We start from the raw sequence: 13,975 nt of genomic DNA, 5'->3' as shown, positions 1-13,975 counted from the left end.
CCAGTTTTTCTTTCGGCAACTGGTTCAAGCTTTCTGGGTCTAATTCTTGAGGCAGGTTTTGGTTCATATTTGTGATATTCTCCCTCAAGTGTTCCTTTTGTCAATACTCTGCCACCTGAATCCTTACAAGAAAACAGCGTTGCACCCATCATTTCTTCAATGGTGTAACCCAACATTGTTGCCATCTGTTGGTTCACAAAAGTAGTACGATTGTCTCTATCGAGTACCCAAATTCCTTCAGTTGCTGTTTGTACAATGCGGCGATACTGTTCTTCTTGCTTTCGTAATGCTTCAAGAGCTTCTAGATGGTGAGTAATATCAGTTTGGATACCAATAAAATTAGTCAGATAACCAGAATTGTCAAACACCGGAGCTAAGTATAGTTCATGCCAAAACGGTACATTATCCTTGCGGTAATTCCGTAAAATGACATGACATTCTCTTTGTTCTTGAATAGCACTACGTAATTCCTGAAGGGCTACTTGCTCTGAATCATTTCCTTGCAAAAAGCGGCAGTTTCTTCCAATAACTTCACTGGCACAGTAGCCTGTGATCAACTCAAAGGCTGGATTGACGTAAATGATGGGATTATCTGGTTGATTAGGATCTGTCAAAATAATCCCATTACTACTAGCAGCAATTGCACGTTCCATCAGACGTAAATCTACTTTTGACTCCTGTAATATTGAGATTTTTTCACCTCTTCGGGTACTCAGATTACCTGTAATCTTTACAATAGAAGAGTTAACATCTACCAAATTCGGCTGGCTGTGTGTGAAGCCAATAGGATCTGTTATTTGTTGTACAGAATTTGTTAATAAGAAACTCTCCTGCTGGTTTTTTAAATACTCAGTACTATTCATGAATATGAATAGTGCCGCCAGTTTGTCTTCGTAATTAACAACCTTAGCTGAAATTTGTGCCTTAAAGGTATCACCATTGGTTTTTTTTACCTCTACAGCACAATTATTGATCGGGTCGCCACTTTTAAGCTTATTAACTAATTGAGTCCATAAAGCAGGCTGGGCATAAAAACCAGGGATAACTTTGTCGAATGTTTGACTTGAATCGATTCCAAAAAAAGGCGCTAATAATTCGTTTTTAAAGAGAACTTGTTGGCTTTTCAGGCATACAATCCCAATTGGAAACGGGCTAAGTTCCGTCAACGAATAAAGTATCTGCTGCCAGTCTGTTTTTAGCTGATTATCTGAAGCTTTCACCTCTGGCAATGAATTTTTGTTCGTATAGTCGTACCCAGTGAGGTATTCCTCATTTAACAAAATCGGCTTTTCAGTAAAATTATTTTGCGTATACTGACTTTCGTACACATTAAATTCAATAAAGTTTTTCAAATTTGATAAAATACCAAGTAAGCTCAACCCTATATTCATTTTTTAAAAAGCTGTAACACAGTGGTTATAAAGCTATTAAAAGAAGGAAAAACAGATGATTTTATGTTTGTTAGTTAATGTGAAATGAGGGCAGTTCTATCAAAGCTCGTGATTTCCCAAAAGATAGATATTTAGCATTTATTACAGCTACTTAAACACTAAATAGTTTTTGAGGTCAAAATATTCAGAAATTGAGACTTTTAAGCATTGGTTATAAACTTTTTTTAACTATTTTAAATCTACCCTTTAGATAGATGAATTTACATCTTTTTCCAAATCTTTACCTAAACATAATATTTCTTAATTTTACTAAGGGTTTATAGTTAAAACTAATACACTTTTCAAAATCTCTCATCAGCAGCGTATTCATTATGGAGCAGTAACAGTTTGAGAGGACGACTTTGAGAGTTTCATGGCATCGCGTCAACAGATGATAATTGCCAAAATTGAAGCTGCTATGGGCAAGCCTGTATTAGCAGTGGACAATTCAGCATATAGTGATGTGACAGATGAAGAAGAGTGATTGAGAGGAAGTATTTCAGATTAAATGACTTACTAGGCAACCCCAAGTACTACCGCATCCATAGACAGCATCCGCGATTTTGAGCTTCTTCCTTGGTGGCACACAGAACATAGTTGCTGATGATGCGTGCTGAGTAAGGAAATCTGGGGATAAAGTAAGAGTTGGGATTTTGGAATCAATCGCAGTCGGTGATGCCTTGGGATTTCCGGCGGGGTAAGAAAAATACTCAGCCTACAACGAACCGATCGCCGCAAGTGCAACAGTGCGATCCGTCTTACCCAGATATTTACATTCCACCCAATTCGGCAGGCTTGAATTGCTCTGATATTCCCTACCGCAGAGAAGAGAGTGATTCCACCAGACCCGCACGGGTTTGATAGAGATGGTGATGGTGTGGGTTGTGAGAGTTGACTATATAAGTCCTACAAAGGCAACATAATTGCAAATTCAGTTCCTTGATTGATTATGGAATTAACCTCCATTACTCCACCATGCTTTTCTACTACAATTTGATAAGCGATCGCCAATCCCAGTCCAGTACCTTTACCAACTATTTTTGTTGTAAATAGATAATTAAAAATTTCTCGCCTCACCTCGTCTGTCATGCCAATACCATTATCGGCAATCCGAATCGTTACATATCCAGGGCTGGACATCTCTGTAAAGATGCTGATTGCTAGGGAATCATTGACTCGCTTACCCTGCTGCCAAACATCTTCTAAAGCATCTACAGCATTAGCTATTAGATTCATGAACACTTGATTGAGTTGTCCTGGATAGCACTCAACTTTTGGTAAGGAAGCGTAGTTTCTGACGACTTTAATTTCAGGTCGCTGTCCCAACCCTTTAAAACGATGTCGCAGGATTAATAATGTATCGTCAAGTCCCTCATGAACATCAAACTTAACCTTTACCGATGTGTCAGTCCGGGCAAAGTTTCGCAGCGACACGGATATTTCTTTAATTCGTTCTGTGCTAATCTGCATGGAATTGAGGAGCTTGGGCAAATCTTCTAAGAGAAAGTCTAAATCTGTTTGAGCGATCGCATTCTGAATGACAGGCGGTAGTTGGGAATAATTTTCCTGACATAATTGCAGGACATGAGTCAGATCAGCAATATACTCTTGAGCAGGAGGAATATTGCTAACAATGCAGCTAATGGGATTATTCATTTCATGTGCTACACCTGCTACCAATTGACCAAGCATTGAAAGCTTTTCTTGTTGCACCAGTTGCACTTGTGCCTTCTGTAACGCTGTCGTTCGCTCTGTAACCATTTGTTCCAGATTATCGGTCAATTGCTTCAGTTGCAAATGGATTCGCACTCTGGCAATCACTTCTGCTTGTTCAAAGGGTTTGGGAATGTAATCAACGGCTCCTAACGAGAACCCTTTCACCATATTTCCAGTATCAGCCAAGGCTGTCATAAAAATAATGGGGATGTTTTGCGTTAATGGATCAGCTTTAAGTTTCTGGCAAGTTTCAAACCCATCTATTCCCGGCATTTGCACATCTAACAAAATTAGAGCAGGTGGTTTATGCCGTACCATGTCGATCGCACTTTCTCCATCTTCGGCAACTCTAACCGCGAAACCTGCACTTTTTAGCGCTTGTGATAATACTGACAAATTAGTTGGATTATCATCAACGATTAACACAAAATCAGGGCTTTTCATGGTTATCAAATATTGTTTATAAAATGAATTAACAAGAGGAAAAATTTTATTAAGGATGATTTACAGTTTATTTAGACTGGTCTATCCATTGATTTAATGCCTCTAGCAATTTTCTGATTTGGAAATTTTCGGCAAGTTGGATTACTTTTTGAGTAAAATCAAAATAAACAGGATAATTACTCTTTAAGTTATTGGCTTCATCCAATATCCCATCCACATTGCCATCTTTTGCTAACTCATACAAGTTAGTCAAAATCTCAATCGAAGGTAAAGATAGATTCTGAGAAGCTGACTGAATATGAGTTTGATTGCACTTGGAATCAACTTCCGATTCTGGTGCATAAATCCATCCCAAATTTAATTTTAATCGAAGTAATTCCAGCAAAACTTCAGCTACAACAGGTTTAGATAAGAAAGCATCCGCACCAACATCTAAACTCCGATTTTGATCGCTGTCAAACACACTTGCAGAAGAAGCAATTATTACTACGTTTTTTAACTGAGCAGATTGCTTGATGTACCGAATCAGCTCAAAGCCATCCATTACAGGCATAACTAAATCAGTAACGATCAAGTCAGGTTGAGATGTAACAGCCCGATCAATCCCCTCTTGTCCATTACTCGCTTCTATTAACTCAAATCCAATTGGTTCTAATAAATTAAGGATTACCGAACGGTTTTCCCACTTGTCATCTACTACTAAGATGCTGCGTTTTTTGCCTTGATAGCCTGTAATAGCTCCTTGTTGCATTACTCTGGAACTTGCAGCCCATTGTTTTGCTTCTGGTAACTCTACTTCAAACCAGAAAATACTACCTTGACCAATTTGACTTTCAACTTCCAAAGTACTACCCATGAGATAAACAATTTTTTGACTAATAGCTAATCCCAAACCTGTTCCTTCAGATTGTCGTTTGATGTCTCCTGCTTGCTCAAAGGGAAGGAAGATTTTCTGCAATTGCGTCGATGTCATCCCAACCCCTGTATCTTCTACTTGAAAACGAATTTTATAATTAGTTGTTTGTTGTGTTTCTTGACTACTGACCCTGGACGAATGATTAATAACGTTTACTTTTAAAGTCACCCCTCCTTTATCTGTAAACTTGACTGCGTTACCCAAAAGATTAATCAGAACTTGCCGCAGTCTTTTCTCATCGGCGTGGATACCAACCGGGAGTTGAGAGTCGGGCTGATACGTGAAGGAAATAACTTTTTGATCGGCTTTAATCCGACAGATTTCGACTACTCCTTCCAGAAACGAAGGCAAATGGAAATCGATGGGATGCAACTCCATTTTGCGGGCTTCGATTTTAGACAAATCCAGCACGTCATTAATTAAAGTTAATAGATGAAAGCCACATTGATGGATAATTTCAATTCCTTTGTATCCTTTGTCGGACAAGGTTTCAGTCCGTTGTAAAATTTGAGTATAACCGAGGATGCCATTTAGTGGAGTTCGTAATTCGTGGCTCATGTTGGCGAGAAATTCACTTTTGGCTTGATTGGCAACTTCAGCAACAGTTTTTGCTTCGTTGAGTTGGGCAGTTCGTTCTTCAACTCGTCGCTCTAGTTCATCATTGGTTTGCCGCAGTATCATTGCTGATCTTTGGTTTTCACTAGTTACCGCAGAGATCACAAAGGTAGTGATAGCAATTACACAAATGAATGATTGCAACAAGATGAGCGATTCATTAGGTGAGAGTTGTTTGGCAAATGAACCAAAGCCTTTAACAGTACCAAAAACCGCGATTGCTGACATAATAAGTACAGCTAGAGTCGATATCCGCGCCTCAAATCTAAATGCCGTCCAAATTAACGGCGGAATGATCATGTATTCAATTGGGTATCCCCCTGAAAAAGCGACCCGAACAATCGCCATCATTGACAATAAGACGAATGCAAGTTCGATAATTTGTCGCCGATGGAAGCTTCTCGGCGATGGAGATTTTTGCAACCATGCCAGCACTAAAGGTGTAACAATTAAAATACCTGTGCTGTCTGATGTCAGCCAAGTTCGACAAATGTTACTAAATATTGACCAAGGTGCAATACCGCTAATACAAAGCGTTAGTGCAGCCAAGATGGAACTGATTAGGGGGCTGGGTATAGTCAGAACCATAAATTTAAAAACGTCTTGCGAACGCTCTAAGAAATGGCGACGCTTGATAAACTTATGAATTAAAAAAGTTGCTACGAAAGGAGTAATTAAGTTGATAGCCGGAATGATAGTACTAATTAAAGCATTGTTTTTAAAAAAGAAAATATAACTAACAATAAAATCACTCAAAAATATGATGGGCCAGATCCGATAGCCTACCAATAACATTCCTGCTAAAAACACACCGAATGAAGGCCAAAATGCTGATGCACCACCGACAAACGTCATGGATAAACCTATGTATCCAAGTCCGAGGTGAACAATAGGAATGGTCAGTGCTGCTATTATAAATGGACGATCCAGCTTGGGTAGGAATTGCTGCCTTATCGTAGTTTGCTGCATTTCTTGTCTCCGTGCAGATAGCTGAAGGCCAGTAACCCTCAACAAAGGTTGTCCAGTTTATAATTCCCAAAAGTAGTTGTGACTTTTATCACCAGACTTAAACAAAAATTAAGCCCTTTCGATTATTTGCAACGAATCAAACTATTTCTACTCTTGGAGTTGCAAAATCTCGTGGGGATTTCAGAGCCAAAGAGCTAGCGATTGCCGTTACTAGCCATATTGGGGTTAGTGAAATCCTTGAGAATTACTTTAGATATGCACGAAATCTTCGTACAGTTATTTGCGCCTGGAGCTTAGAACATTCTCGTGCCCTGGCTGCGGAATTTTCTCGTAATTATATTCCTGTTTCTACTTACAGATTAGACTTAGTTACTGATGAGATGAGAAGGCAAGGTTTACGGGGTGCGAGTCCCACTAAAATTTATAGCGCCATTTTCATCGCTTTTATTGAAAATATTACTAGATTTACTCTTGGTGATTGGCGCGAAATCGTTAAAATGGTTGAGCCATCTCAATCAGCAATTACCAAAAAAGCATGGGAATTGTATAAAGAAGCTTTTGAGCGGCATAAGAACCGCATCCTGGCTATGTCTTTTGTTGAACAGAAAAAGCTTAAACAACAAGGCAGTAGCAATGTGGCGACTAATGTAACAACAATAGAAACTCTTGGGCAGTTAGAGAATAGTATATTCTGGGAACCAAAACCACAGGAAAAGTCATCTAAGTTCAAAAAGAATTTAGGCGATAATTATTTTCGAGTGAAGTACAAATCACAATGGAAAGAATCCTTAACTTACTGTTCAATGCTAACAGGTGATTTTTTAAACATAAATGCTGGACTATTCCATGTGGAAGTTAAAGATGTATATGTAAATATCTGTATTGAGGTTAGAGAACTTCCTGGGCTGAAATGCAAACTAACAGAGATTTGTGATCCCGCAGAGATTGAATATGCCTTTACTCAAGGGTTTGGGAAGCTTGCTAAGATCGTGTTCCGGTTAAGTTGATTCCCAATGTTGGGTCAGAATTAACTTAATAATTTTCTAAATATTCATTTGCCTCCTTTGATGCCAACATCCTAGCATCTGGGTGTAAGTTGAAATCAACCCCTGGCTTGAAACCTCCTTCAACTAGTTTTTGAGTCATGCTTGTCGATACATCCTTTACGGCTTGTTGATAACTTTCCTTGCCTACGTATTCTTGCAAGAACCAAACAAAATTTACATACTCTACTTGCACAAGAGCTTCTTTGAGGATTATTGCTTCATCCTCTAATTGTGCTAAGGTTAGGATTTTTTGAATTTCTTGCAGATTTTGACAAGAAATCGCTTCTATCAACTGCTGTTTTAGGAGTTCATTTTGCGAATTCATTTATCTCAATGCTCAACGGCACTTCAGTGCATTAACTATTGTACTGTTACCAATTAAATTATGTTGAGACAAATTCGTGTCATCGAGTTAAGCCTTACCCACTTTAAGCTTGCAACAAAACCGTGTTGATGTAGGCTGTAAACTCCCAGTGCTACTTCTAAGCTTAATGCTCAAGGAGTGCAAGCTTTACACCCCAATGACATTAATTTGGCATAACGACAAATAAAAAGTCACTGTACACTGGGAAATAAAATCGCTTCTTCTTGTTTCCAAGATAAGGGGAAAAGGGGAAAAGTCTGATATATATTTGAAGTCATTTGATTTTATATGGGACTTCCAGAAAATAAACTATTCCATTAACAGTAATGATAATCATTTTAAATGGGGATGAAGGGACTGCCGTCGGCAGCCCCTTCATCCCCATTTTGTAGTAATTTGAGTAATGACGCTTGTTTTTGAGTGTGGTAACTGGTGGCTATAGTATTGACTGATTCTCTCAAAAAGTTGTTAATTGAAACTGCATCTCTTTTTAATTGGTGCAGCAAAGCGCTTTCTTTATGGCACAGACAGTTCAGGGCTTAGGTTTAGGGGGGCAAAGGCTTGCACAATCAGAATTAGGATGGAATCGAGACACAATTCGCAAAGGAACGAGAGAATTAAAAAGCGGTATTACTTGTGTTGATAACATGAGTGGCAAAGGGCGTTATAAAGCAGAAGAACACTTGCCAAATCTTTTAGAAGACATAAAAAATTTAGTTGACTTCCATAGTCAAACTGATCCAAGTTTTAAAAGTCAAAGACTATACACTAGACTCAGTGCAGCCGAAGTCAGAAAGCAATTAATAGAGAAGTATGGTTACAGTGACGAAAAGTTACATACCTCAGAAACAATTCGCGTCAAATTAAATAATTTAGGTTATAAGCTCAGAAGGGTAAAGAAAGTTCAACCTCAAAAAAAATCCCACAAACTGACGCAATCTTTGAGCAATTAGACATAGTTAATATTGATGCTTCGGAAGATAAGAGTGTTTTACGTCTAAGTATGGACGGAAAAGCCCGCGTTAAGATTGGCTCATTTGATCGAGGGGGTAAAAGCCGGGATGGAGCGAAAGCTGATGACCATGATTATAATCCAAAAACAACTGTAACTCCTTATGGTATCTTTCTTCCAGAGCTTGATGAGCTATTTTTGTACTTTACAGAATCGAAAGTTACAAGCGATTTTATTGTTGATATTTTAAAAGATTTTTGGTTAGAACAAAAGCATCGTTTTTCCGATATTCAAACCCTACTTCTCAATCAAGATAACGGGCCACAGAATAGTTCACGGCGTACTCAATTTATGAAACGTATAGTAGAGTTTGCCCAAAAACATCAAGTAAATATACGTTTAGCTTACTATCCGCCCTATCATAGTAAATATAATCCAATTAGATTGGACGTGGGCAGTACTAGAAAATCACTGGAATGGTAGCATTTTAGATGAACTAGAAACGGCTCTAAATTTTGCCAGCACTATGACATGGAACGGGAAACATCCAGTTGTTAAGTTAGTACACAAAACTTATGAGAATGGGGTCAAGCTTACAAAAAAAGCTATGGCTCAAATTGAAAAACAGATTGAGCGGCTAACGGATCATACTTCCTTCAAACCAACTTTCTCGACTTTAAGCCGAAAACTACAACTAGTTTATTTTGACCATCGCGGTCAAGGAAGGTCTGCCCGTGGGTCTAAAGAAACCTATACTTTAGACAATAATGTTGAAGATATGGAAGCATTGCGCCAACACCTTGGTCTGGAGAAAATTGTTGTGATTGGTAGTTCTTACGGTGGTATGGTGGCTCTAACTTATGCAGTTCGCTATCCTCAAAATGTCTCTCATCTGATTGTGATTGCCACGGCAGCCCATAGTGGCTTTTTAGAAAGAGCTAAGGAAATCTTAGCATCAAAAGGAACTGAGGAACAAAAAGCAAGCGTTCAGCGACTTTGGGATGGGAACTTTGAAAATGAGGAACAGTTAAGACAGTATTTTCAAGTGTTGGGACCAATGTATTCGCTAAAATATGATCCTATTAAGTCAGGCATTGCTTGGCAGAGGAATATTCTCTCAGTTGATGCGATTAATATTGCTTTTGGCGGTTTCCTCCGCACCTACAATATTCTTGACCAGTTACATAAAATTACTGCACCCACTCTAGTTATTGCAGGCCGGTATGACTGGATTTGCGCTCCAGAGTTTTCTGAAGAAATTGCTCAGGCAATTCCTAATGCCGATTTAAGAATTTTTGAGAATAGCAGTCATTTGATCCGCGCAGATGAGCCAGAAGCACTTTTAGATGCAATAGCCGGGTTTTTGGTTTACAAACGTTAGCTCAATTCGTATCCTTCTAATTTCATAAACTTCCTCTTGGTGATTGATTTTTAAGTTGTTTGTTAATATTTACTGACTCAAACTAGCAGTGCCAAAAGTAGCATTAAACTTGCGGCACCAAATACCGACAGATTTATAATCTGCTAAATTGATGTTTTGAGGGATAGAGTATGTTTGAGCCCCACTATATTTTTGTAAGAGAGCAAGAATAATGTAGTCTCCCTTTTTTAAAGAATACGATGGTGGCTTAGTCGAATTAATCACGTTATCTGAACGATGCAAAATTACTACCAAATCTGGGCCTGATTCAGAAGTTTTAAATGAGTCATCAATTTCTAGAAAGGATTTGCCGTCTTTAATGGTAATACTAACTTTACCATTAGTTGTTTGTTCTCCAGAAACAAATGTGCCTGAATTAATAGTATTTGTTTTTGGAGCTTGCCCTGAATTGGCTAAAGGTTTCTTCTGAATTGAAAGCACGGGAATAGATGCATTCACCGCTATAGGACTTTCATTAGCCTGGTTATTTGATACTTCGCGGGCGCAGCCAACCATGACAATAGAAGATAAGCCAATTATCAATAAATATCTTAATCTCATGATTTCAATTCTTCAATACATTAATCATCAATATAGCAGTTCTCTGGTAAGGTACATTTTCAAAGCCAATAACTTTGGTAATAAATACATATTTGAGTGTTCCTCAATTACTTAGGAAACACTACATAGCTCTTGCCTTGAACTTTAAATTGATTGTTACTTAAATAATTAATCTAAAAATGATAAATATATAAGGATTGATATCTAAAAAACTAATATTTTCCTTAGAAAGTTCTTACAGCTTTCTCAGCAAAATTTAAGTTTTTAGATTATGGGTGATTAAGTGTAAACAAATATACAGGGCTTGATCAGATATGCTTTTTCAAATCTATAGCCAGATATAAAACAAATGTTATCAGCAGCAGTGTCAATTTAATCATATCTTGGAGGCTGAGATAGAAAAACACACAGCAGAACTACGAGCAGCGCAAGCCAAGCTTCTGGAACAGTGCCGAGAAAAGTTGGGACTGTCCCTGTCATGGTTCACGTTTCAGTTGCAAGGGGGAAGTTTTACACGGCCCGACAGTGAAAGATTTAAAAAAATTTTAGCTTTAACTATTGCCTATTAAGGGTTTCATCATTTCTTAGCTGCTTGCACACGCCCTTTTCTACCTTGTGTCACCTTGGATTCTGACTCTGCCTTACTAGAGTTGACCATTTTCATCAAATGCTGATTTAGATAACTCTGCGCCGAAATGTACAAACTTTCCCAAATCTCTTGATTGCGGCTGATTTTTGTACCGACTGTATTTCCTGCTGTTTTCTCCGACACCAAATATTTGCGGAAATAGTTATTCCACAGGTGTTGCAGGAAATCTTCGGCGAATTCGTTAAACGGCAGAATCCATTTATAGTCCTTGTCTAGAAATACCCGATAGGATGCGATTATCGGTAGTGCTAAGTCAGTTGGCGCACCAAACCCGAATGAATACTTGCTGTCAGGTAATAACGTCGTTTTACGTATATCAATTGATGCTAGGTCGTTAGCACCCTTTCTTCTGGGGTTGCTGATATAGTCTTGGATTATTTCGTAGAGTCTTTGCTCTATCCACAGAGCATGAGTCAACAGAGGCAGTAAGGCGGTTAATCTTTCCCTTTCTGCATCTGTGATGTTACTTGGAAGACTCATTCCTGCGGGGTGCTTGGTTCGTTTATTGCTGTCGGGGTTGTATTTATTTCTGTCGAGGCAGTAAAGGAGCTTGAGCAAATGGGTTACATTGCACTGGGCATTTCTGGGAGCGCCGCTTTGGTTTTGATAATAAGCGATGCGGAATTTTCTATCTTCTTTCCGTTCTAACTGGGCTAAATACTGCTTGATGAATTTGTAATCACCCCTGGCGTTGACTTTGGAGCGAGAATCTACTGGTGTTGTAGTATTACTTGCTAGGGCTATGTCTTTGGCTGATTCTTCAGTCAGTCCGATGTGGATCGTAACTTTTACTCTGGCTTCGGTTAGGTCATATTTGTAATTTTTCGCTTGCTCAAATGCTAAAACTGTATGCCCACCGTTGATAATGCCATCGCTACCGCCCTCCGAGGCTTCTAAAATTTCTAGCTCCAGTTCAGTTTTGTTCTTGACAGATTTAGCAATATTAGCTGACAGAACGATTCCACTGTGGCGAGAGAAGAATTTTCCAGGTTCGGTTGTCAGTGAGTCGAAGACTTGTCTGTAGGTCGCGCTTTTGCGGTTTGGTTCCCTGATGTTGGGTTCTAGGGGTAGGTCTGTGGGGAACGAGTCTACATGAGCAGTGGCGATGATGCAGTTTGGGTTGGCTTGAAAATAGTTATCTATCTTGATGTTCCAAGTCTTGGGCATAATTTATTTCTTGATGGAATTAAATTCTATGTTAGCGCTGCTATAACCTTAATTATTCTCTTTCTTCACTTAGAATAAGCTACCAAATTAGCCAAATGATAAACATCCCCAATCTCGCTGTATTAAACCTGTTATTTACTAGCGTGAAAATTTTCTTTAATTTTGCTTAGTTTAGAGATAATATACCTTCTTTTACTCTTTGGACAGAAACTTATCCACCTATTTCAATAATTCGGTTGCTTCTTTTAATACTTGAATAATTTCCGGTTTCTGAGAACTAATCACATTATTTGGTAAATGCTTGTGATGCGGAAAGGTAGAGATATCAGGAAAATGTGGCGTACTATCATAACGAAAAACCAGGCTATTTCGCTCATCCTGAAAATGGTAGCGATAATCAAGAAATTCCAACTGATTATCTGTAATTACTATAGCTTCGTTTATTTCTAGTAAGTGTGTTTGAGCTAAACGCAATCGAATTCTTAAATTAGCCCGAAGGGATGTTAAAATTTCTTCTTCATAACGTTCTACGTAAAGATTTGGACATTGAACAATTGCTTGTTCTACTTGATTTAAATAATCAGATAGAATGTTAGGCAGCATAGTTCAATCTTTGCTCTATTTCTTGACGCAAAACCAGATAATGGCGGTAATCGTTTGCCCATTCTATAAATAGAATATCATCTGGTAATATTCCCTGATTATACTGATAAAAAAAATCTTCCGAGTCCATTTTTTGCTGGCTTTCATACACACTGAGTCGCTTGGCAACGGCAACCAAAGCATCTAAAGATGATGTATATTGAATGGTCTGTTTACGCATTTTACCTCTACTTCAAGAGCATATTTTGATTATAAATGAGCGCCACTCCAAAATTTCCTCATCGAGCGTTATGAAAATTAGGCAAATTCTCATTAAATAGTAGTTATTGTGGCGTTGCTGTCTCGTAACTACTTCTGCTTCCACACATGGTGTACTCCTTTTCAACAGCCGCCAGCAGCAAAGCGTGCAAGGATAGCAGATAAAGTTTGGCAAAATCCCAAGCCCCTACAACCTAGAGCGGTAAAACTTGCTAGAGGTAGGTTGGAAGCATAGTAAACTCGTTTGATATTTTCTAAGATGCATACGTAATTAAGCCTTTAGTCTCACCTCTCCAGTTAGTTTTGCCGTTCTAGCCTAAAACAGCCAATCCCCAGAAGAGTCACGGCTGTCCACTTCATGCAACTGCCGTAACCTCACACATAACTACTGCTTCATTCACTTTCGTGCGATGGCGTAGCCCGTCGTAGACATCGCTCAAAACCATGAGGCAAAAAATCACCCAGTTATATCCTTCCCACTCTTGTAGTTCATAGCTCTGGGTTTCCTCTTGCCTATAGGGACTACTTTTGATTGCTTGGGAGGTTGAGGAGGACGGCATTTTTCACAGTAGAGCGGTCGCACACCAAAGGTTTCTCGTTGTGTGGGCTGTTCGCACTGCTTACATACGAAGTTGAAAACGCGAGTGTGAATTTCCCGCTTGTGCGCTCTGACAGTGTACTCTCGGACATCAATTGTTTTACTGGGCATCGGCTGATTACTGTTGTGGACTTACTTCCTTAATATAGTTTTTCGTCTTAGTTCTACAAGATCCGTGCATCATCTGACGAAAGTAATTCTACTTAATCAATTAAATACTCTTGCATGTCGCTTTGTCGATGGCGGAGAATACTTATAGCTTTGACC

12 protein-coding genes and 3 pseudogenes are annotated in these 13,975 nt (G+C 38.8%); 6 read left to right on the top strand and 9 right to left on the bottom strand.

Annotation, left to right across the window (positions count from 1 at the left end; genetic code table 11):
• Positions 1-1,328: PAS domain-containing protein (locus IQ274_RS34905; RefSeq protein ID WP_194145060.1), on the bottom strand; the 1,328-nt coding region annotated here is incomplete at its 3' end.
• A 747-nt stretch (positions 1,329-2,075) separates the two neighbouring features.
• On the opposite strand from IQ274_RS34905, the gene IQ274_RS34900 reads away from it, so the two are divergent.
• Both IQ274_RS34900 and IQ274_RS37930 read left to right on the top strand, forming a co-directional pair.
• Positions 2,076-2,291 carry a hypothetical protein gene (locus tag IQ274_RS34900; RefSeq protein ID WP_228058599.1) on the top strand — a complete coding sequence of 72 codons (216 nt, stop codon included), beginning with the start codon at positions 2,076-2,078 and terminating at the stop codon, positions 2,289-2,291.
• Positions 2,263-2,325, top strand: coding sequence for an excalibur calcium-binding domain-containing protein (locus IQ274_RS37930; RefSeq protein WP_235116343.1), 63 nt, complete (start codon positions 2,263-2,265; stop codon positions 2,323-2,325). Before IQ274_RS34900 ends, IQ274_RS37930 begins: the two co-directional genes overlap by 29 nt.
• Before the next feature lie 11 nt (positions 2,326-2,336).
• Here IQ274_RS37930 and IQ274_RS34895 read toward each other — a convergent pair whose 3' ends face one another.
• Positions 2,337-3,599 carry a response regulator gene (locus IQ274_RS34895; protein WP_416209870.1) on the bottom strand — a complete coding sequence of 421 codons (1,263 nt, stop codon included), beginning with the start codon at positions 3,597-3,599 and terminating at the stop codon, positions 2,337-2,339.
• A gap of 58 nt (positions 3,600-3,657) precedes the next feature.
• Positions 3,658-6,090 (bottom strand): MASE1 domain-containing protein, encoded by a 2,433-nt coding sequence (locus IQ274_RS34890; RefSeq protein WP_194145058.1) that lies wholly within the window; start codon positions 6,088-6,090, stop codon positions 3,658-3,660.
• Positions 6,091-6,587: 497 nt separating this feature from the next.
• Here IQ274_RS34890 and IQ274_RS34885 point away from each other — a divergent pair, with 497 nt between their 5' ends.
• Entirely contained in the window at positions 6,588-7,097 is a 510-nt protein-coding gene (locus IQ274_RS34885; protein WP_194145057.1) for a hypothetical protein, read from the top strand.
• Positions 7,098-7,122: 25 nt separating this feature from the next.
• Here IQ274_RS34885 and IQ274_RS34880 read toward each other — a convergent pair whose 3' ends face one another.
• Complete coding sequence (locus tag IQ274_RS34880; protein WP_194145056.1) at positions 7,123-7,461, bottom strand: hypothetical protein; 339 nt, start codon at positions 7,459-7,461, stop codon at positions 7,123-7,125.
• 477 nt (positions 7,462-7,938) lie between these two features.
• Between IQ274_RS34880 and IQ274_RS37100 the strand changes: the two are divergent.
• Positions 7,939-9,161: pseudogene (locus tag IQ274_RS37100) on the top strand (ISAzo13 family transposase); the annotation flags it as partial.
• 18 nt (positions 9,162-9,179) lie between these two features.
• A pseudogene (locus tag IQ274_RS34865) lies at positions 9,180-9,833 on the top strand (alpha/beta fold hydrolase); the annotation flags it as partial.
• A gap of 69 nt (positions 9,834-9,902) precedes the next feature.
• On the opposite strand, the gene IQ274_RS34860 reads toward IQ274_RS34865, so the two are convergent.
• A complete protein-coding gene (locus IQ274_RS34860) occupies positions 9,903-10,433 on the bottom strand; it encodes a DM13 domain-containing protein (protein ID WP_194145055.1) in 531 nt (176 codons plus the stop codon).
• A gap of 441 nt (positions 10,434-10,874) precedes the next feature.
• On the opposite strand from IQ274_RS34860, the pseudogene IQ274_RS34855 reads away from it, so the two are divergent.
• A pseudogene (locus IQ274_RS34855) lies at positions 10,875-10,982 on the top strand (Rieske 2Fe-2S domain-containing protein); the annotation flags it as partial.
• A 28-nt stretch (positions 10,983-11,010) separates the two neighbouring features.
• On the opposite strand, the gene IQ274_RS34850 reads toward IQ274_RS34855, so the two are convergent.
• The 4 genes from IQ274_RS34850 to IQ274_RS37095 form a co-directional block, all read right to left on the bottom strand.
• Positions 11,011-12,249, bottom strand: a complete 1,239-nt coding sequence (locus IQ274_RS34850) for an AIPR family protein (protein WP_194145054.1) — start codon at positions 12,247-12,249, stop codon at positions 11,011-11,013.
• Positions 12,250-12,468: 219 nt separating this feature from the next.
• The gene (gene tumE, locus IQ274_RS34845; RefSeq protein WP_194145053.1) at positions 12,469-12,852 is read right to left on the bottom strand and encodes a toxin TumE; all 384 of its coding nucleotides are present in this window, start codon (positions 12,850-12,852) and stop codon (positions 12,469-12,471) included.
• Entirely contained in the window at positions 12,842-13,072 is a 231-nt protein-coding gene (tumA, locus tag IQ274_RS34840; RefSeq protein ID WP_194145052.1) for an antitoxin TumA, read from the bottom strand. The genes tumE and tumA overlap by 11 nt, the downstream gene beginning before the upstream one ends.
• Positions 13,073-13,567: 495 nt before the next feature.
• A complete protein-coding gene (locus IQ274_RS37095; RefSeq protein ID WP_228058598.1) occupies positions 13,568-13,819 on the bottom strand; it encodes a hypothetical protein in 252 nt (83 codons plus the stop codon).
• Positions 13,820-13,975 lie beyond the last annotated feature (156 nt).

Source organism: Nostoc sp. LEGE 12447, assembly GCF_015206985.1.
GTDB lineage: Bacteria > Cyanobacteriota > Cyanobacteriia > Cyanobacteriales > Nostocaceae > Nostoc.
Note: the sequence above shows the minus strand (reverse complement) of the source record. Positions and strands in the feature narration are given on the sequence as shown.

Coding starts and splice junctions, on each gene's coding strand:
- IQ274_RS34880 (WP_194145056.1), bottom strand. CDS start 7,461: ATGAATTCGCAAAATGAACTCCTAAAACAGCAGTTGATAGAAGCGATT.
- IQ274_RS37095 (WP_228058598.1), bottom strand. CDS start 13,819: ATGCCCAGTAAAACAATTGATGTCCGAGAGTACACTGTCAGAGCGCAC.
- IQ274_RS34890 (WP_194145058.1), bottom strand. CDS start 6,090: ATGCAGCAAACTACGATAAGGCAGCAATTCCTACCCAAGCTGGATCGT.
- IQ274_RS34885 (WP_194145057.1), top strand. CDS start 6,588: ATGGTTGAGCCATCTCAATCAGCAATTACCAAAAAAGCATGGGAATTG.
- IQ274_RS34860 (WP_194145055.1), bottom strand. CDS start 10,433: ATGAGATTAAGATATTTATTGATAATTGGCTTATCTTCTATTGTCATG.
- tumA (WP_194145052.1), bottom strand. CDS start 13,072: ATGCGTAAACAGACCATTCAATATACATCATCTTTAGATGCTTTGGTT.
- tumE (WP_194145053.1), bottom strand. CDS start 12,852: ATGCTGCCTAACATTCTATCTGATTATTTAAATCAAGTAGAACAAGCA.
- IQ274_RS34850 (WP_194145054.1), bottom strand. CDS start 12,249: ATGCCCAAGACTTGGAACATCAAGATAGATAACTATTTTCAAGCCAAC.